Genomic DNA, 19,567 nt, shown 5'->3' with positions numbered 1-19,567 from the left:
CGACGATCCGCGGGAAATGCCGGTAGTCAGCCTCTTGTCGGATCGATCAGCACCTTCTCGCCGATCGCCTTGTGGCGGTGTGCCGCGATAACATCGGGATCGAGTGCCTCCTGCATGCCGATCACGCGGGTTTAGCTGCTGGCAAACGGCGTCCCAATATCGGCCGTGATACGAGCCCGCATCCGCTCCACAATTTCGGGACCGGCGCGCTTGAGGAAGTGGAACAGGAGCCATCCCAAATCGCTCCACCGCAATCCGAACGCGAGTCGGTTTAGCGTGGTCGGGGCCTAGTCGAGCGAGCCGCAGATGACGAGCGGCTTCTGGACGTCGGAGCCATAGGGGCCTTAGTCGATCATGTCGTCGCCCGCGACGCTTTGCATAGCCGCCAGTAGGTCATTCCCCAGTCCGCCACCGGCGATGGGATCGAAGGCAATGGTCGCTCCTGCCTCGGACATCGCCGTTCTGAGTCTAATTTGGTTTCCAGGACTTGAGCTGTCCACCACATGCTTCGCGTAAATGGAGCGCAGCACCTCGTCCTGCGTCTCCCACCGGACCACGTTGACGGGGGATGCCATCCGCATCGCAGACCATCTACATCGTCTGCCTCAGATTTGAGGCCGCGGCCGTGTGCACGATGGCCGAGTGCCTTTCGCTGCGGGCTGTCTTGACCAGTCCGATGGACAGGTTGCGATCAGAAGTAGTTGTCGATTGAAATTGCCGTGCCTGAAATTCCATCGATCGCTCCTGGCCGCACGCGGCTTACGGCTCACGGCTCACGCATCCGGAGCGTTCAATAGTCTGGGCCGAAGCAGCTCGGACGTTCGTACACGCTGCAGCACTCTTCCAGATCTGAGCCGAACAGTTCCAAGCAGCAGCATAGCACGTGAGGTCAACGTGCAATTACGATCTGATAGTCCACGCGTGATCCCATCCGCTCCAGCGTCGATGGCGTGCGTCTAGCTACACTGAACGGACGCATCAGCGCTGGAACGGGTGGGCGGTTAACGAGTTGACTTTTTTACGACCGACCGGTAGGTAGCATTGTATATTCTGGGGATTGCTCGTGGAACCACAAGGATATAGCGAAGGCGCGTCTTCAGGTCGGAAAGGTTCGGTGATCTGGGGAGCGATCCTGTTCGGTTCCGCGGCCCTGCTGATCGTTGGCATTCAACCGATACTGCTGGGGGCACTGGCCTCGGCCCGCGTCCTTTCCGAGCCTCAGGTCGGCATCGCATCGATGCTCGAACTGTTCAGTCTCGCGGTGGGCGGCGTTGCTGGGCCAGGCTTGTTGAACAAGGGCAGCCTGCGTCGCCGCGTCATGCTGATGTCCGTGCTGCTGATCGCGATCAATCTCGTCATGCCGCTTCTGGGTTCGGCGATCGCCGTGTTCGTCGCACGCACGCTCGCCGGGTTCATTGGCGGTCTCATCGTCGGTGCCTGCTATCTGATCCTGGCCCATGCGGACAATCCGAGCCGCACGAACGCCATCTTCATGGCGGTATCCGCGCTGCCACAGATCGTCGCCGCCTACACGGTTCCGCTTTTCGTGACGCCCTTGCTCGGCACCTATGGCGGCTTCATAGTTTACGCGATCATCATCGGCCTGGCGCTGCTGTGCAGCAGCATGATCCCCCGGGACCAAGTCGCCAAGAACCCGGAGGCGACCGGGAAGCTGCAGGTGACGCCGGCGCTGGTCGTCCTGCTTCTGGCGGTCACTGCTCAGATGGCCGGGATCGGGGCGGCATGGTCGTTCATGGAGCGATACGGTCAGCTGGCTGGCTACTCGGCGAGTGGCATCGCTATCGCCTTCGCCGCGTCGCTCGTCCTCCAACTCGTCGGTGCGCTGCTCTACGCCTGGAAGAGCGAGCAGCTTCCCTACCGTCCGCTCCAGATCGTCGGACCGCTGGCGGTCGCCGCATCCATCGTGCCGCTGATTTGGGGTGCGAGCGAGGTCTTCTACATCGTGCTGCTGTCGGTGTTCGGCGCCCTGTGGCTGTTCATTCAGCCTATGCAGATCAGCTTCGCGGTTGATTTCGATCCCAGCCGCTGGACCGCCGTAATTCTCGGCCCGCTGGCGCTCATCGGCCTGAGTTGTGGACCGCTGGTGAGCGCTTTCTTCGTGCGCGAGGACAGCGTCAGCGGAGCGCTCGAGTGCTCGATCGTCCTGCTGGTCGCATCGAGTGCGTTCTTCTGCCTCGCTCTGGTGCTCAACCGCGTGTTCGGGCCACCCTTGAGCTCATCGCACTGAGTGCGCCCACGCGGGCGCGAAGATCATTTCAACTATGATTCGGAGTTACGTATGAAAAAGACGGTACTCATCACAGGAGCCGCCCAGGGCCTCGGCGAGAACCTCGCCCGCATGTACGCGGCGCACGACTACCGGGTCGTCGGCCTCGACCTCAACGAAGCGAGGCTGACCGCGCTCGCATCGGAAATCGAATTGCACCCCTTCGTGGTCGACATCTCGGTCCGGTCGTCGTGGGAGGCTGCCTTGCCGCAGATCGCGGAGGTGAGCGGTGGCGGCCTCGACGCCGTGATCGCCAACGCCGGCATCCTGAAGATGGGCAGCGCCGTCAGCATGACCGACCCCGACTGGGATATCCTGGTGAAGGTGAACTACACCGGCGCGCTGATGACCGCGAAGATGACCTTGCCGATGCTTGAACGGAGCAAGGGCAACATCGTCTTCGTTGGTTCGATCTCCTCCAACTTCGCGGCCGCCAACGACGTCGGCTATGTCGCGACCAAACACGGGCTTGCGGGTATCATGAAGTCGGTGGCCCTCGACTTCGGACCGAAGGGCGTCCGCTCCAACATGATCTGCCCGGGCTGGATGAAGACCCCGATGTCCAACGAGGAGATGGAGGGCATCATGAAGAAGTACGACTGCACGCTGGACGAGGCCTATGCGCGCGCGACAACCAACCTCCCGCTGCGTCGCCCGGCAGAGATGGAGGAGATCGCCGAAGTCATCCGCTTCGTCTCTTCCTCACAGGCGAGCTTCCTCACGGGCGTGAACCTCACCGTCGATGGCGGCGGGTCGACTGTCGATGTGGGAATGCTAGCCCTCGATGCCCTCCACGCCGACTATGCGTGAGTCTAAGGTGTCGGCTCCGCCCGCCATCGCGCAGGCAGAACCGACACGACGTGGCGGCTTCGGTCTGACATTGCCGACCCGACCGCCAGTGGATTCCCGCGCATCCCTGAGACCCACATGTTCAGGAGCCGTCAGGATGACATCGCGATCGCCATCCGCCCATCGCGTGACTGAGGCCGCTGTCCATCACTTCTCGGTCAACGGGTACGATGGGGGGTCGCTGAACGAGATCGCGGAGGCAGCCGGCATCCGGAAGGCGACGCTCTACTCGCATTTCTCCGGGAAGGACGAGCTGTTCCTCGCGGCCCTCGACGACGCAAGCGCCGCTGAAGGCACTTTCGTCGCGGAAGCGTTCGCACGGGCTGACGATCCACTGCGCGCGCCGGGTCTCGAATATGTGTCCGCCATTGCCGGTCGCTATGAGGATTCGGTGTTCCTACGGTTCCTCGTCAGGACGGTCTACCTCGTTCCGACCGGCTTGAAGGGCGAGGTCACCGAGCGGTACACCGACTTTCTTGCTGTAATCAGAAGAGCCTATCGTCAGGCGCTGGATGCCAGCGCGCGCGGGCTCACCGCCGAGGAGGAGGATCTGTTCTGCGAAGCTTACGCGGGCATAGTCGAGAGCCTGTTCGTCGAGCTTACCTACGGGAACGAATTAACGCTGAAAGCTCGCCAAGTGGCGCTCTGGCACGTGCTCGCTGATTCGCTTCAGCTGCGGTCCCGAAGATTGAGCCAACGATAGCCGGAAGAAAAACGGAATTTGACCGAGTAGGGTCAAGACTCTTCGATCAAAGCCGAAAGATGACGGTGGCAGCGAGAGTGACGGCGGGGAAGAAGACGGTCGAGCAGCTATCGTGGCGCGTGGCGACGCGACGCTAATCCTTGTGGCAGCCGAATATGATCTCGATGCGGCTGCGCCGGAAACGGCATTTGTCGTACCTGACCGGCTCGTTACGGGATTTCAAACCTTGGATGCACGGCTGGGGATGCCCGGCTGGATTCTCGTTGCCGGCATCGCGTCCCGAAACCGGTCGGCGTCGTAGCCGCGGTCGCTGAGCAGCCACTCTGCCTTTAGCGAATCGTTCAGGAGCGCCGCGGCACCGGAGTAGTCGCAGACTTGGTTGGCAGTCAAAAAGAAGCTCAGCGGGCGGCCATTCGCGTCGGCGAGCGCGGGCAGCTTGGTGTTCAGCCCTCCCTTGGTGCGACCGATCAGGCAGCCAAAGCCAGCTTTTGACCGGCAGGCTTGCGGCCGCGCGAAGGGACTTGAGGTAGGTCGCATCCATCATAACCGTTCTCGGCACCCCACTTGCCGCCGCTTGCCTTTCCGCCATGCGCGTGAACTCGCCCGCCACACTCCAGCGCTTCCGCCGTTTCTTTAACATGCCCGCCAAACCTGGCAAAGCTTGGGCCCGGCGAACCGGGGAAGAAGCGTCGACGCCGTACTTGTCCCGCCGGCGATATTGGACGGGAAGATACGCGGATCACATGGTCGACTTCACGACCGCCCGCTCCTCTGCGTTGCTCCCCCGACGTATCAAACATCTTCGGTCCTCCGCGACTGTGGATCCCGTCAGACGTGGGTCGCTCATGACCTTCGTCGTCGGTGGCGGACCGATCGGTGTCGAGCGGGCCGGCACCACCGCAGAATTGACACGCTACACGCTCGGGAACCACTTTCGTCCCGTTGATCCCGCGAGCGCACGAGTGATCCTGGTGGAGGGCGGACGGCGTCTGCTCGCCGCCTACGACGAAGTTTTGGGAGTCGTTGCCGTCAACGCGCTTCGTAGACTGGGAGTGAACCGCCCCGGGTTTGTCGGAGGCTCCAACTCCTGAGAAGGTGGAGCCTGTATGAGCAAGACGACGAACAAGTTTGCGCCTGAAGTCCGCGAGCGAGCGGTAAGGATGGTGCTGGATCACGAGCGCGATCACCCATCGCGATGGGCAGCGGTAGTTTCCATTGCCGAGAAGATTGGCTGCGTTCCGCAGACGCTGCATGAGTGAGTAAAGAAGGCGGAGGTGAACAGCGGCAAGCGCGCTGGCGTTCCGACCGAGGTCGCTGACAAGATGAAGGCGTTGGAGCGCGAAGTCCGTGAGTTGCGCCAGGCCAACGAGATCCTGCGCAAGGCATCCGCGTCAACGCGGTGTCGGGAAGTTGCGGCAACGAGCCTTGCCTGGCGCGGCTCTATTCGCGCACCGGCGACGACATTTCCGGCGCTTTTCCCGACTTGATGGAGAGCATCCGCGCCGATCGCTTCGGCCCGGCGACGCTCGACGGCGAGCTGCTGGTGGTGCGGGACGGCATCGTCGAGCCGTTCGGGACGCTCCAGCAACGCCTCGGCCGAAAGACCGTCTCGGCCAAGATGATCGCCGACTATCCGGTCCAGCTCCGCGCCTACGATCTGCTCGCGGAAGGGGCGGAGGATCTGCGGCCGTTGCCCTTTACCGCCCGGCGTGCCCGGCTGGAGGCGTTCGTCACGCGGCTGGGCGATCCCCGCGTCACGCTGTCGCCGGTCGTACCGTTCGACGATTGGGGGCACCTCGGGCGTATCCGCGCCGATCCGGCCGGGGCCGGCGCGGGGATCGACGCGCCCGCGATCGAGGGGCTGATGCTCAAGCGCCGCGACGCCCCTATATTTCGGGCCGCCCACGTGGACCGTGGTTCAAGTGGAAGCGCGATCCCTTCACGATCGATGCGGTGCTGATGTACGCGCAGCGCGGATCGGGCAAGCGCGCCTCGCTTTATTCGGACTTCACCTTCGGCGTCTGGCACGACGGCGGGGCCGGCGAGACGCTGATCGCGGTCGGCAAATCCTATTTCGGCTACACCGACGACGAGCTGGCGATGCTCGACCGCTATGTGCGCGAGCATACCGCCGCCAAGTTCGGGCCGGTGCGCGAGGTCGTCCATCTCCCCGAGAGCGGGCTGGTGCTGGAGATCGCGTTCGAGGGGCTGAACCGCTCGAAGCGCCACAAGTCGGGCGTCGCGATGCGCTTTCCGCGCATCGCGCGCATACGCTGGGACAAGCCGGCCTGCGAGGCAGACCGTCTGGATACGCTCCTTGCGATGCTGCCAGGTGACGATCCACGTGCAATGCTGGAGGAAAAGTCAGAGCCATAACATAGCGACTGAATGACGATGGTCCCTGTGGCCATCGGTCCGCTGATTGGTGTCGGGCAACCCCGACCACCCCCTCATTCCACGAGGTGCTAACCGATAGAAAGATTACCATAAGCCTTACCGGTCGTGCGCGCCACCCACCTGTTCGACAAGGTCAAGACGCTGACCGAGATCGGCCGGATCGCTATCCTGGAGTCCGACACGGACGAGGTGTCAGCGCGGACGCAGGACGTGACCGAGGGACGGGGTGTCGACATCATGATTGACGCGTGGAGAGAGCTCGTCGATCGAGCCGCTGCTGAAAGTGCGTTACAGCCTCAATCGCGGTGGCACCTTCGTCAGCGCCGGTGCCATGGCGGAGGATGCGCCGATCAGCCTCGTCGGAGCGATGAGCGACAACATCCGCTTTCTAAGCTTGAGCTGGTTGATGATCGCGAAATCTCAAAAGATGGCTGACATGGTGGCGATGGGGCGGTCCGACCTGTCGTTCTTCTAGACCAAGACCTGTCAGCTTGCGAGGTGAACGAAGCGCCCCCCGCATCCGACGGCAAGCACGGCGGCTTCGCCGACAATACCGTCGTGCCGGCGTGAACGCGCGGGGATCGTATGGATCGGATGGAACGTAGAGGTAAGCATGATCGGTCCTCACAATCTTCCGCGTTCGGCATCTCGGCGACTTGCAGTCATCTGGAGCCTAGCGCTTGTTTGGCTCGTCGCGCTCGGCTGGTCGTGTCTGTCGCCGACATCGCACGTAGGGGTCGCGGCAGCCGGTCTGCAATTCCTGCTGCTGCTTGTCATCCTGTTCGCACACGGCTCGATCGCCGTCGGATGGCGTGGAGCGGTCGTCTTCTTCTCGATGCTGTGCGGCGTTAGCTTCGTGTTCGAGGCGACTAGCATCGCAACGGGAATTCCGTTCGGCTTCTTCGAGCATCACAGCCCCGGGCCTCGCCTGCTCGGGGTTCCGCTAGTCGTGCTCGTCGGCTACGCCGTGTACGGCTGGTTCGCATGGGCGTTGACTATGACGATCCTGAAGCCGCTTGATGGGGATTTCCGCGTCGCGCGATGGGCCGGCCCGATCGTCGCCGCCTTTATCCTGGTGGGCTACGACTACCCTTGGGACGCGATCGGCGCGACCGTCATGCACACGCACAGCTACCGGCACCCAAGCGGCCTTTTCGGCGTGCCGCTGTCGAACTTCATTGGTTGGCTGGTGACCGGCTGGGCGGCGTTCCAGCTCGTCGCACTGATCCTCGACCGGATCCGCCCCGCTCCGCTTGAGACCAGCTGGCGATGGCATCTCCTTGCACCTGTGATCTGGGCGGGACTTGGCCTCAGCTACGTGTTGCGATGGTGGGTGGCGCCGGTCGGGACCGTGATGAAAGGCGGTCGGACATTCGTCATCGCCGACATCTTCGAAGCCTCTGCCGCGATCGCGCTGCCGGCGATGGTCTTGCCGGCGCTCCTCGCAGTAGTGGCGGTACTCGCACGCACCTTCAACCATTCGAGCAAGGAATAGCCATGCACAAGACGATCGCGGCCGGCGCGGGTCTGGCACTTACCGGCGGGCTGATCGCGGCGCTGTCGGTCGGAGAGGCTGGGGAACGGCGCCGCAAAAGGCTGCGCGGCTGGGCGCTTTACCAGTTTGCTCGGACGGTCGCGCCGAATCTGTCTGATCCAACGGTGCTTCGCATGACGATCGCCAGGGATCGGGCGGCTGGCCCGGCGCTGCCGCCCGAGCAGTTGCGCAGCCGAATCAGCTTCGACGATACCGCATGCGGGGGGATGCGAGTGTTCCGGGTCGCCAAGCCGGGCGGCGCAGGCACCGCGACCAGACTGCTTTATCTGCACGGGGGAGCCTATGTCCTCGACCTCCAGACGATCCAGTGGAACCTCGTTGCCGGGCTGCTCGACCGACTGGACGTGGAGATCATCATTCCCCTCTATCCGCTTGCACCCGAGGCCGATTGGCGCCGGACGATGGCGGCGGTCCGCGATCACTATCTCGCCTTGGCCGAGGAATACGGCGCCGCCAGCATCGTCATCGCCGGTGACTCGTCCGGTGGCGGCATCGCGCTTCTGCTCGCGCAGGCACTACGCGATGCCGGGGAGCCGCAGCCGTGCGCATTGGTACTTTTCTCGCCATGCCTCGACCTGAGCGGAAGCGGTCCAGATCAACCTGCGATCGAGAAGCGCGACCCGGCGCTCTCGCTTCGTCTCGTCGAGGAGATCTCGCCTATGTGGGCCAAGGACGTCGCGCCCGACGATCCGCGCGTCAGCCCGCTTTTCGCTGACCAGCACGATCTACCGCCCACGATCGTATTCAGTGGCGATCGCGACATCCTTGACTCCGACGCACTCCGTCTAAAGCAGCGAAATCCGCCGATCGATCATCGTCACTATCCCGAGATGATGCACGTCTGGGTCGTCAGCCCGCTGAAGGAAGCCCGTCAAGCACTCAACGAGGCAGCGGGGTTTGTTCGGCAGCATGCCGTCTAACGACCCAATGAGAGACTTTGAAAAATCCCATCGCCACGGACAGGCGAACGCAGCGGAATATGATAATTTCACCAGCAACGATTACTTATAAGGCTTGAATCTGTGCAGATGTCCAGCCGGCGCGCGGCGTATGGGTCCATTTTCGCGAATTGTGGGTCGCCGTAATGCTCTCGAGGCAAATTGCGAAAAGCGTTCATGTCGATCGGATATGTGCAGGCGTCGACGCCGAACGAGATTCGATCCTCATGCTCTGCGCGAGGCGGGCTTTGAGCGTCTCTCCATCGACAAGGCAAGCGGCGCCAAGGCAATCGAGCCCCATGACTCAAGCTCTTTCGCACGCGAGTTCTGATGAACTGGAAGCTGGATCGGCTCCGCCGGACCTAACCGATCTCGCGACGGAGCTGAAAGCCAGCAAGGCCGTCGTGCGTTAGATAGTCTACGGATCGGCACAACGGCAAACGCGGGCATGCCGTATCAGGCTTACCCGGAACGCTGGGGATAAGGAGCGCGATCTCATCTTTAACTGCAGGACGGCCTTCCAAGTGGGTGAACACCAACCGCGAGAAGCTGGTCTGCGTATCCAGTCTTAGACCGTGTCTGCATTTAGCGTAGCCAGATCATGGCGCATGCGAGATGGACGAAGCCCATGAAGGCGGAGATGGTTTTCTCGCAGCGCAGGGCGATCCGGCGGAACCGCTTGAGCTTGTTGAAGAAGCATTCGACCTGATGGTGTTCCTTGTAGAGGCGCCAGTCGATGGAAGGCTTGGCGGTCCGGCTGGGATTGGCCTTGATGTGTGCGGTTGCGCCGAGGTCATCGGCGATGAAGGCGCGCAGCGGATCGGCGTCATAGGCGGCGTCGGCGATGACGTGGCCGACGCCCTTCAAGCCCGTCAGCAGCACCTCGGCTTGCGGGCGATCGCCCCATTGTCCGGGTGTCGGATGGATGCGGATGGGCAGGCCGATGGCATCGACGGCGGCATGCAGCTTGGTCGTCAGGCCACCGCGAGACCGCCCGATCGCGGCAGCTTCAGCCCCCCTTTTGCCCCCGCCGCATCGGCGTGAGCTTTCGAGATGGTGCTGTCGATCAAGACGTATTCGAAGTCCGGCGTGTCGGCCAGGCTATGGAAAAGCCGTTCCCAAACACCGGCATGCGACCAGCGCCGGAAGCGCGCGTGCACCCCGGTCCATTTCCCGAACACCTCCGGCAGGTCACGCCAGCGCGCCGCATTGCCCGCCATCCACAGGATCGCATCGACGAACAGCCGGTTGTCCACCCCGCTGCGTCCGCGCGTCCCCTCGCGACCTGGGAGGTATCCTGAAATCCGCTCCCATTGCTCGGCCGTCAGCGTGCGTCTGCTCAAGCCATGACCCCCTCGCCAGCCTTGAATCAGAACTCACGCCAGATTGGAATCCCGCAAATGCAGACGCCGCCTAAGGCATTGCACAGCCTCGATATGGGCGGGGAGGCGTAATCCCTCCGGCGCCGTTCCTCGGAAGGGACTGCTCAAACGGATGCGTGATCCGGAGATCACATCGGCAGCATGGCACCGCCATAAAAGTCTGCGGCGCCATCGAGACGCAAGTCCAATCGATCAAGGATCAGGCCGGGATCTCTCGCGAAGACCTCGATCCGATGCCGTCCGGGAGATAACTGCGGCAGCGCGACGTCACGGTAGGCCGCGTTCGTCAACACGTTCCGCTTCCATTCCTCGCTCCGACCAAACGTCTCGAAGTCGAGGGTATGCAAAGGTCCGTCGTCGACCTTGACGCCTAGACGTAGGCCCGTGGCGGAAGTGAGCGGATGAACTGGAACGGTCACGACCCGCAGCACCGCATCGGTGCGCGTGCCAGTCTCCACGACATAAACGAGCGGCGCATCGGTCGCCGCCATTCCCTGCGGCTGCTCGAGCCGGACCCGCAGCGACGAACCGCGCGAGCCGAGGCCCGGCACTTCCTCCCATCGCGGGCTGGTCGCCTGAACCGCCGGAACCGAGATGATCCGGTTCAACTCGGGCGCCAGAGAGGTATCGGACTGGCTCGTCTGGGCATCGACCGAGAGCTTGCGGCCGCCGCAATCAACCATGCCTGAACGAACGGGCCCGCGGCCATCGTAAGACAGCGTCACGCGGGTTTCGAACCCATTGCCTTCATCCAACTCGCCGTTGGTAACAGAGGCTTTGGTGCCAGGGCCGGGGACGAAGTGCCAACTCACAGGCATTCCCGCCGAGTAGACGGCAAAGGTCTGCTTGGAGGACCGGCCTTCGACGAAGGCCAGGGACGAGAGGTCCAGACCGCAAGCGCCCTGCTTCGGCAAGCTCCAGTGCGGCCACGCCGGTTCTTCGAAGACTGGCAGCCGCCGCGGAGCCATGTCCATGATGCCCTTCCACTTGCCCCCGTTCTGGGCATTGTAAGCGGCAGTGTCGGAAACAATGCGGGCATGGGCTGCCTTGGCCTGATCGACGAGCGCGTTCATGTCAGCGCGCGGCGCCTCGGCAGCGATGGCGGCGGGCGACGACTCCGAACGGATCGCTAGGTTCAAGGGAGCCCTGCCTGCCTTCGCGTAGGTGGTAGCCAGGTCTAATTTGAGGACGCGCTCATTGAGGCTGGCTGCCCCGCGAACCGGATAGAGAACGAGTTGGAAGTATGCATCCCGGCGATCGGCTGGCATGGTTCGAGCCAGCGCCTCGGCACGACGCGTAAGGGCCACATAGCGATCCAGCCGTCGCCATGCCTCGTCGCCTCCCGTACGGACATAAGGACTCACCACATTCGGCCGAATCGGCTCCGTCAGGTCGCCACCCATGAATTCCGGTCGTCTCTCGAAGGCGAGATCGTAGAACTCTGTCATGATTGCCGAGACCTCCTCAGCCGCACCCGGCCCGAACTGGTCCGCGGCCCAAGCTTTCAAGTGGTCGCGAGGACTCTGTTCGAAGCTCCGGTGATCGAATGCGAGATCGAGGAAATATTGGGTAAGATACTCGCCCGGCTTGATGTCACCGACGTTGACGATCCAGATCTTGCGTGCGTCCAACTGATAAGCGCGGTCCATCTGCTCGCGCAGGAGGGCCGGATGGGTCGTCGCTAGCCACAGGTAATCGTGTGGCTGCCCCCAATAGCTTATGTGGTAGTAGACACCCGAACCGCCTCGACGACGCCTCTCTTCAGGCGTCGAAAGCTGATTGATATAGCCGTAGTTGTCCTCGGGCCAAACCAAGGTCACGTCGTCCGGGACCTTGAGACCTGCGCGGTAAACGTCGAGCACTTCCTTGTAGAGGGTCAGAGCCTGCGGAATTTGGTCGGCAGGTTTTTTTTGCGCCTTCGCAAGCAAGCCACGCTGGATGCCCATCACTTCCGTCATGGCGTCGCGCGCTTTCTCGGTGGTGTCGGCACCTTCCATTTTGGAGTCGTGCTTGCCGCGCAGGCCAATCGCGTAGATGTTCTCGAACCCCTTCACCTCCTGAGCGCGCTCGGCCCAATACTCTACCATGCGCTGCCGATTGGTGAAGAAGTTGAAAGGTCCACGCTGCTTCTCGTCCCATTCGCGCACGTTGTTACGCATCATCGGCTCGGCATGCGAGGTGCTCATGACTATGGCGTAGTCGCGCGCGGTTTCGGCGTTACCCTTGATCTGGTAGAACGGTTTCGTCGAATCGTGCATGGCCGGCCACAGCGTATTGGCCTTGAGCCGCCACATCAGCTCGAAGACGCGAGAATACGTCTTTGGACCAATGTCTCCAACCTGAGGCTCGTAGGTCTTTGCCGCCCACGGCTGCAGTCCCCAATCCTCGTCGTTCAGGAATATGCCTCGATACTGCACCGAAGGTGTGGTCGACAGCTTGTGATCGCCAGAGATCTCCACGTGATCGACCCTGCGAGGCTTGACGTCGGCCCACCACTCCCATGCCGAGACACCGATCTCGCGGGTCACATCGATAACACCCCAGATTGCACCGCGGGTGTCAGAGCCAGAAATGAGTACATAGGAAACCGCAGGATCGCGCCGCGATCGCAACAGTGTTCGCTCGTACCGCTCCCATTGTCCCGAAAGGTCGGAAAGGCGCACGCCCGCATCACCGGCGACGGCTCGAGCGAGCGGGCTGTTGCTGCGAGCCACAACCACGCAGACTCGCCTGCAGCGCGAGAGGTCGGACGACACGTCCGGCGAACGACCTGTGAGGCCGGTAAGATCGCGAGCAAGAAGTTGAGCAGCCAATGCCAGCGGCCGTTCCTCCTCGTGAACTATCGCGGCGACCTGGCCATTCGAGAACAAAGCTGTTCTTTCGGCGTGTGCCTCGGAAGCGAGGAAGGCGACCGCCAGAACCCAATACGGCTTCAATGTCATCTGTATCGCCCCAATGTTGGTTGCGTTCTACTTAGCGCCGGACGTCGAGCCCGCCTGCCAGATAGGCGTCGAGGTCCGCCTGGCGGAAAAGCGATGCGTCCCCCGGCAACGAATGTTTCAGCGCGGCGAGCGCCAGTCCGCAGCGCGCTGCATCGGCCGGGTCGCCGCTGCGGCGCAGGCCGTGCAGCACGCCGGCGGCAAAGGCGTCGCCGCCGCCAATTCGGTCGATGATCCCCGTCAGAGTTACCTCCGCGGTCTGGATGTGCGCGTCGCGCGTATCGATCCGTGCGGACAGACGATGTTGATCGACATGCTCGGCATGGCGCGCGGTCGACGCAATCGTCCGGAGTCGTGGAAAGGCCGCGAACGCCGCCTCCGCTGCAGCGCGACGGCGATCCTCGCCCCCTCCCGCGAAATCCCGGTTGAGTAACAAGCCGATATCGCGGTGATTGCCGAACATCAGATCGGCGTGCACTACCAACTTGGTCAGGATCGCGCGCGGATCGGCGTGCCAGCGTTGCCAAAGCTTGCCCCGCCAGTTGCCGTCGAACGAGATCGGGACCGCGTGCCGGCACGCCGCTTCGGCCGCGAGGATCGCCGCTTCGGCGGAGCGCGGACCCAGCGCGGGCGTGATGCCCGACAGATGCAGCCTGTCGACCCCGGTCAGTAGCTGGTCCCAGTCCCAGTCGCGCGGATCCGCATTGGCGAAACTCGACCCGGCACGGTCATAGAGCACTTCGGTGGCGCGCAAGCCTGAGCCGGATGTCACGAAATACAGGCCCATCCGGTCTCCGCCGAGCCGGATGCGGCTTGTATCGACTGCGTTGCCGCGCAGCGCGGTGATCGCCGATCGACCTAGATCATTGTCAGGAACCATCGTTGCGATCGCGACGTCATGCCCCAAACGAGCGAGCGCGGTCACGAGATTGGCTTCCGCCCCGGCAACCCAGACATCGAGGCGCGGTGTCTGCATCAGCAATTCGCGCCCCGGTGGTGACAGGCGCAACATGACCTCGCCGAAAGCCAGCAGCGTACCCATCAGTCGCTCACCCTCGCGGTCAGCTGGCGCATCGCCTTCATCGCGCCTTCCCGGTCCAGCCGGTCCAGCCAATACCTCAGCCGTTCGCCGACCACGGGGTCGCCGGCGAAATCCGCGGGGAAAATCGCGTCGATGGCGAGCAGCGCCGCAACCTTTTCGCCGGCCGTGGTGCTCCCGGCCAACGCGCACGTCAGCCGGTCGGCGAGCGGGTCCTCGATCGCGAACGATCCGCCGGCATCGTCCCGGCCATCCTGCCAGCGCATCCAGCCCGCGACCGCCAGCGCCAACGCGTCGAACTCCTGCCCCGCCGTACGCCGTGCGAGGATCGGGGCTACCAGCCGCTGCGGCAGCTTCTGCGATCCGTCCTGCGCGATCTGGCGGGTACGATGCCTCAATGCGGCATTGGCGAAGCGCGCCATCAGCGCGCGGCGATAGTCGACGAGGTCGAGTCCGGCAGGAGGCGTGAGCGTCGCCGCGCTTTCGGCCCAAAGCGCCTCGACGACGGCGCGACCTGTCTCAAGCGCGACGAACTCATGAACGACCTCGAAGCCGGCCAGGCCGCCGAGATAGGAGATCGCCGAGTGCGCGCCGTTGAGAAGGCGCAGCTTCGCCTCTTCCCAAGGGGCTACCGTGTCGGTCAGTTGCACGCCGAGTGCGGTGAGATCCGGTCTGGGGCCGCAGAAGCGATCCTCGACCACCCATTGTAGAAAGGGCTCGGTCTTGACGAGTGCCTGATCCTCAAGGCTGGTCTGCAACTGCCATGCCGCAACGTCCGCCGGTGTTGTAGCGGGCACGATCCGGTCCACCATTGTCGCCGGAAAGGCGCAGGACTCCGCGATCCAGTCGTGCAGCGCCGGATCATGCGCCGCCGCCATCGCAAGGACAGCGGCGCGAAGCAACGACCCATTGTGCGGTAGATTGTCGCAGGACAGGATCGTCAACGGCGGTCGCCCCGCCGCTCGCCGCGCGCGTAGTCCGGCGACGAGAAATCCAGGTGCGGTCAGCGGCGCGGCTAGATCGGTCAGATCGGCGGCCACCTCCGCATCGTCGCCCTGCAGCCGCCCGGTCGCACGGTCGAGCTTATAGCCCTTCTCCGTCACGGTCAGGGTGACGAGATGGACGTCGGGATCGGCCAGCGCGGCGACCACCGCGGCCGGATTCTCAGGCGCCACCAGCACCTCGCGTACCGCGCCGATCACCTGCGCCGCGACCTGCGCGCCGTCACGGACCAGCATCGTGTACAGCCCGTCCTGCGCCGTAAGCTGGTCTCGCACTTTGGTGGAACGCAGCGACACGCCGGTCACCCCCCAACGCAAGTCGCCGCTCGCCAGCGCCGCCTCGAACACTGCTGCCTGATGCGCACGGTGAAAGGCGCCGATGCCGAGATGCACGACACCGCGCCGCACCTTGGTCCGATCGTAGTCTGGGCGGACGATTCCGACCGGCAGCGTCGCCAGCATCGCGGTCGACAGCCTCACAGCCGGTACGCCTTCTTGACCAGATCATAGGCAAGCGCGCGGGCGACCTCCTCGGCCTCATCGCGTTCCAGTCGATGTTCCGCCACAAGCCGGGCTAGGAAGCTGCAATCCATCCGCCGCGCGACGTCGTGCCGCGCCGGGATCGACAGAAAGGCCCGCGTGTCGTCGTTAAACCCGACAGTGTTGTAAAAGCCACCTGTCTCGGTGGCGGCCTCGCGGAACCGCCGCATGCCTTCGGGACTATCGTGGAACCACCAGGGCGGCCCCAGCCGCAGGCAGGGGTAATTACCGGCGAGCGGGGCTAGTTCGCGACTATAGACGTCCTCGTCGAGCGTGAAGAGGATCAGCGTCAGTCGCGGATCATTGCCATACCGGTCGAGCAGCGGCTTGAGTGCATGGACGAACTCGCCGGGCAGCGGGATGTCGCCACCCTTGTCGCGGCCGAACCGGGCCAGCACATCGGCATTGTGGCTGCGATAGACGCCGGGGTGGAGCTGCATCACCATGCCGTCCTCCACCGACATCCCCGCCATCTCGGTTAGCATCTGCGCGCGGAACCGTTCCGCATCTGTGATGCTCGACCCGTCGAGCACACGTAGGTATAGCGCGGCGGCATCCTCGGCCGACAGGTCCGCAGTTGCGGCGGAGGGGTGGCCGTGATCGGTCGAGGTCGCTCCCGCTGCGCGGAACCGCGCGCGATGGAAGCGATGCGCGGCAAGATAGCCGGCAAAGTCGGAGACATTCTCGCCGGCCGTCGCGCCGAACTGACGGACGTTGACGGCGAAGCCCGGCGTCTCGGGATCGACGACGGGATCGGGGCGATAGGCGGTGACTACCCGGCCGCTCCAGCCGCTGGCGCGGATCGCGGCATGATGATCAAGCGGGTCCAGCGGACTCTCGGTGGTGGCGATCAGCTCGATCCCAAAACGCTCGAACAGCGCCCGCGGCCGAAACGCTTCGGTCTTAAGCGCAGCATCGATCCGGTCGTAGTAATGATCGGCGGTCGCCGCTTCCAGCCGCACGTCGAGGCCGAAGGCTTCGGCGAAGACCCAGTCGAGCCACAGCCGCGACGGCGTGCCGCGAAAAAGATGATAATGGTCTGCAAACAGCCGCCAGATGGCACGGGGGTCGCGCGCGGTGTCGCTGCCGTCGACGGTGGGCACGCCGAGCCGGTCGAGCGCCACGCCTTGGCTCATCAGCATGCGGAAGACATAATGATCGGGGACGATCAGCAGGCTGGCGGGGTCGCTGAACGCGTCGTCACGCGCGAACCAGGCGGGATCGGTATGGCCGTGCGGGCTGACGATTGGCAAGTCCTTCACCCCGGCATGCAGATCGCGCGCGATCGCACGGGTTGCCGGATCGGCGGGAAACAGGCGATCGGGGTGGAGGGTCAACGATCGGGTCATGCAAGGCGCTCCGGATCAACCGGGGTGTAGCGCGGAACCAGCAGATGAACGACCAACAGTGCGGCAAAATACGCGAAGCCCGCCACTGCGAAGATCGGCCCATAGCCCCCGACGCCGGCCAGGATCGTGCCAGCGAACTTGGCCATCAACATGCCGCCAAGCGCTCCGGCAAGCCCGCCTAGTCCGATCACCGATCCACCCATTCCGCGCGGAAAAAGGTCGCCTGGGATCGCATAGACGTTGGCGGAGAAGCCCTGATGGCAAGCGCATGCGAGGCCGATCGCGAGCACCGCCCACCACAGTCCTGGTGCTTGCGCAGCGAATATGATCGGCAGCGCGAAAACCGCGCACCCGGCCATCGCCGTCTTGCGGGCGCGGTTCGGGCTCGCTCCTCGCGCGAGCAACCGAGACGAGGACCAGCCACCAGCGATCGAGCCGATGTCCGCCAGTACGTATACCGCTACCAGCGGCGGCCCGAAGTCGAGCATCTTGACGCCGTACTGCCGGTTGAAGAAGTCCGGCAGCCAGAACAGAAAGGTCCACCAGATCGGGTCGATCATGAACCGTCCCAGCATGTAGGCCCAAGTCTGGCGAAGCCCGAGCAGCGTTCTCCACGCGACGGCGCGTGCAGGGGGCACCGGGTCACTCTCGATCCAGGCCAGCTCTCCGGCCGTGACGCTGCGATGCTGGCGGGGACTCCGGTAGAAGGCGAGCCACGCCGCAAGCCAGAGAACGGTAAGGGCGCCGGTCGCGATAAACGCCATGCGCCATCCGAACGCTACCGCGATCGCAGGCACCAGGAGCGGGGTCAGGATCGCGCCAACGTTAGACCCGGCGTTGAAGATACCGATCGCCAGAGCGCGCTCTCGCTGCGGAAACCATTCGTTCGCCGCGGCGAGTGCGGCCGGAAAAGCCCCCGCCTCGCCAACGGCAAGGGGCAGCCTTGCCAAGATCATACCGCCCGCACTGGTGAACAGCGCATGGGCGATATGCCCGACGGTCCATATCGCGACCGCTACGGCGTAGCCGATCTTCGCGCCCGACCGATCGACAAAGCGACCGAACAGAACATAGGCAATCCCGTACGCGGCCTGAAATGCGATCGCGAGATCGGCATAGCCCTGCTCGCTCCACTTGTACCGCGCTTGCAACTCGGGCTTGAGGGTCGGCAGGACGAGCCGATCGACGTAGCTGAGCGCCACCGCGGCGAACAGTAGGGCACAGACGATCCAGCGCACCCGACCGCGCGGCTTCCCAGATGCTCCGGCGGGAGAGGCCGTCATCTCACCAGCTCCACAGGGTGCCGTCCTCGAGGCGGTTCACGGGCAAGAACGCCCGCTTGTATTCGTGACCTCGTGCCAACTCCTCGTCGATGTCGACACCCAAACCAGGCGCGTCGCCGGGATGCATGGTGCCGTTCTCGAAAGTGTACGCATGCGGAAATACCGCATCGGTTTCAGGCGTATGACGCATATACTCCTGCACGCCGAAGTTCGGCACAGACAGATCGAAATGCAGTGCGGCAGCCATGCACACTGGCGAGAGATCGGTGGCACCGTGACAACCTGTGCGCACCTGATGGAGATCGGCCAGCGCCGCGATGCGGCGCAGATGGGTGATTCCACCTGCATGGACCACGGTGGCGCGAATGTAGTCGATCAGACGGTTCTCGATCAGATGCTTGGCGTCCCAGATCGAGTTGAAGATCTCGCCCACGGCCAGTGGTGTCGTCGTATGCTGCCGGATCAGGGCGAACCCTTCCTGGTCTTCGGCAGGAGTGGCGTCCTCCAGCCAGAACGGGCGATACGGCTCCAAGTCCTTGCCCAGCCGCCCCGCCTCTATCGGCGTCAGGCGATGATGGACATCATGCAACAAGTGCACGTCCCACCCCAAGGCCTCCCGGGCGGCCTTGAACAGGTCAGGCACGACACGCAGATATTTGCTGGTCGACCAGACGTTTTCCGTCGGGAGATCGGCATCGGCGGGCTCGTAGAAGTAGCGGTCCTTCGACACCCCGTAGGTTGATGCCATGCCGGGAACTCCGCACTGGATGCGGATCGCCTTGTAGCCCTGCTCCTTATAGTCCAGCGCCGCGGCGATCGTGTCGTCGATCGACGTGCCGTTGGCATGGCCGTACACCATCACGCTTTCGCGCGCTGCGCCGCCAAGCAGCTGGTAGACCGGCAAACCGGCTATTTTTCCCTTGATGTCCCACAGCGCCATGTCGACCGCCGCGATCGCGGTCATCGTCACCGGCCCACGACGCCAATAGGCGCCCTTGTACAGATACTGCCAAATATCCTCGATCCGGTGGGCGTCGCGACCTATCAGGCATGGTACGACATGGTCGCTGAGGTAGCTTGCGACCGCAAGCTCGCGTCCGTTGAGCGTTGCGTCACCGACCCCCGTCGTGCCGTCGTCGCAGACGATCTTCAGCGTGACGAAGTTTCGGCCCGGAGAGGTGATGATGACGCGAGCCGCAACAATTTTCGGCATGGTGGCTCCTAGGTCTTTCCGGTGAACATCTCCCGAAAAAACGGGCGCCTGCCTATTGAACAGGCGCCCAGAGGGGAGGGGAGGATTTTTCA

General features: G+C 63.6%; 15 protein-coding genes and 3 pseudogenes. 9 read left to right on the top strand and 9 right to left on the bottom strand.

Annotation, left to right across the window (positions count from 1 at the left end):
• Positions 1–344 precede the first annotated feature (344 nt).
• Positions 345–581, bottom strand: coding sequence for a hypothetical protein (locus ACTZQ5_RS05760; protein WP_443584208.1), 237 nt, complete (start codon positions 579–581; stop codon positions 345–347).
• Between the two features lie 533 nt (positions 582–1,114).
• Between ACTZQ5_RS05760 and ACTZQ5_RS05755 the strand changes: the two genes are divergently transcribed.
• The 3 genes from ACTZQ5_RS05755 (at position 1,115) to ACTZQ5_RS05745 (ending at position 3,839) form a co-directional block, all read left to right on the top strand.
• Positions 1,115–2,248: an MFS transporter gene (locus ACTZQ5_RS05755; RefSeq protein WP_443584207.1), complete on the top strand. Its 1,134-nt coding sequence runs from the start codon at positions 1,115–1,117 to the stop codon at positions 2,246–2,248.
• Entirely contained in the window at positions 2,249–3,097 is an 849-nt protein-coding gene (locus ACTZQ5_RS05750; protein WP_443584206.1) for an SDR family NAD(P)-dependent oxidoreductase, read from the top strand.
• Positions 3,098–3,233: 136 nt separating this feature from the next.
• On the top strand, positions 3,234–3,839 hold the full coding sequence (locus ACTZQ5_RS05745) for a TetR/AcrR family transcriptional regulator (RefSeq protein ID WP_443584205.1): 606 nt from the start codon (positions 3,234–3,236) through the stop codon (positions 3,837–3,839).
• A gap of 46 nt (positions 3,840–3,885) precedes the next feature.
• Here ACTZQ5_RS05745 and ACTZQ5_RS05740 read toward each other — a convergent pair.
• A pseudogene (locus ACTZQ5_RS05740) lies at positions 3,886–4,476 on the bottom strand (IS5 family transposase); the annotation flags it as partial.
• Here ACTZQ5_RS05740 and ACTZQ5_RS05735 point away from each other — a divergent pair.
• From ACTZQ5_RS05735 to ACTZQ5_RS05710, 6 genes and pseudogenes are all read left to right on the top strand, one after another.
• Positions 4,427–4,930 (top strand): FAD-dependent oxidoreductase, encoded by a 504-nt coding sequence (locus ACTZQ5_RS05735; protein ID WP_443584204.1) that lies wholly within the window; start codon positions 4,427–4,429, stop codon positions 4,928–4,930. The pseudogene ACTZQ5_RS05740 and the gene ACTZQ5_RS05735 sit on opposite strands and share 50 nt — an antisense overlap.
• A gap of 15 nt (positions 4,931–4,945) precedes the next feature.
• Positions 4,946–5,230 (top strand): annotated as a pseudogene (locus ACTZQ5_RS05730) (transposase); the annotation flags it as partial.
• A 44-nt stretch (positions 5,231–5,274) separates the two neighbouring features.
• Positions 5,275–6,215: pseudogene (locus tag ACTZQ5_RS05725) on the top strand (cisplatin damage response ATP-dependent DNA ligase); the annotation flags it as partial.
• 262 nt (positions 6,216–6,477) lie between these two features.
• The gene (locus ACTZQ5_RS05720) at positions 6,478–6,711 is read left to right on the top strand and encodes a hypothetical protein (RefSeq protein ID WP_443584203.1); all 234 of its coding nucleotides are present in this window, start codon (positions 6,478–6,480) and stop codon (positions 6,709–6,711) included.
• Between the two features lie 138 nt (positions 6,712–6,849).
• Positions 6,850–7,731 (top strand): carotenoid biosynthesis protein, encoded by an 882-nt coding sequence (locus tag ACTZQ5_RS05715; RefSeq protein WP_443584202.1) that lies wholly within the window; start codon positions 6,850–6,852, stop codon positions 7,729–7,731.
• A 2-nt stretch (positions 7,732–7,733) separates the two neighbouring features.
• Positions 7,734–8,711: an alpha/beta hydrolase gene (locus ACTZQ5_RS05710; protein WP_443584201.1), complete on the top strand. Its 978-nt coding sequence runs from the start codon at positions 7,734–7,736 to the stop codon at positions 8,709–8,711.
• Between the two features lie 603 nt (positions 8,712–9,314).
• On the opposite strand, the gene ACTZQ5_RS05705 is transcribed toward ACTZQ5_RS05710, so the two are convergent.
• From ACTZQ5_RS05705 to manD, 7 genes are all read right to left on the bottom strand, one after another.
• Positions 9,315–10,072, bottom strand: a protein-coding gene (locus ACTZQ5_RS05705) for an IS5 family transposase (protein ID WP_443584200.1) whose coding sequence is annotated in 2 segments (ribosomal slippage) — positions 9,315–9,754 and positions 9,754–10,072 — 759 coding nt in all. Because the reading frame shifts where the segments join, the coding sequence is not laid out codon by codon here.
• A 167-nt stretch (positions 10,073–10,239) separates the two neighbouring features.
• Positions 10,240–13,053 carry a glycosyl hydrolase 115 family protein gene (locus tag ACTZQ5_RS05700; RefSeq protein WP_443584199.1) on the bottom strand — a complete coding sequence of 938 codons (2,814 nt, stop codon included), beginning with the start codon at positions 13,051–13,053 and terminating at the stop codon, positions 10,240–10,242.
• A 31-nt stretch (positions 13,054–13,084) separates the two neighbouring features.
• Positions 13,085–14,092 carry a sugar kinase gene (locus ACTZQ5_RS05695; RefSeq protein WP_443584198.1) on the bottom strand — a complete coding sequence of 336 codons (1,008 nt, stop codon included), beginning with the start codon at positions 14,090–14,092 and terminating at the stop codon, positions 13,085–13,087.
• Entirely contained in the window at positions 14,092–15,552 is a 1,461-nt protein-coding gene (locus ACTZQ5_RS05690) for a mannitol dehydrogenase family protein (protein WP_443584508.1), read from the bottom strand. The genes ACTZQ5_RS05695 and ACTZQ5_RS05690 overlap by 1 nt, the downstream gene beginning before the upstream one ends.
• 14 nt (positions 15,553–15,566) lie before the next feature.
• The gene (gene uxaC / locus ACTZQ5_RS05685) at positions 15,567–16,979 is read right to left on the bottom strand and encodes a glucuronate isomerase (protein ID WP_443584197.1); all 1,413 of its coding nucleotides are present in this window, start codon (positions 16,977–16,979) and stop codon (positions 15,567–15,569) included.
• Positions 16,976–18,262, bottom strand: a complete 1,287-nt coding sequence (locus ACTZQ5_RS05680) for an MFS transporter (protein ID WP_443584196.1) — start codon at positions 18,260–18,262, stop codon at positions 16,976–16,978. The genes uxaC and ACTZQ5_RS05680 overlap by 4 nt, the downstream gene beginning before the upstream one ends.
• 1 nt (position 18,263) lies before the next feature.
• On the bottom strand, positions 18,264–19,475 hold the full coding sequence (manD, locus tag ACTZQ5_RS05675) for a D-mannonate dehydratase ManD (protein ID WP_443584195.1): 1,212 nt from the start codon (positions 19,473–19,475) through the stop codon (positions 18,264–18,266).
• Between the last annotated feature and the right edge of the window lie 92 nt (positions 19,476–19,567).

The organism is Sphingomonas cellulosilytica (assembly GCF_052321755.1).
Lineage (GTDB): Bacteria > Pseudomonadota > Alphaproteobacteria > Sphingomonadales > Sphingomonadaceae > Sphingomonas.
The sequence above is the reverse complement of the archived record's forward strand: the minus strand, read 5'-3'. Positions and strand labels throughout refer to the sequence as shown.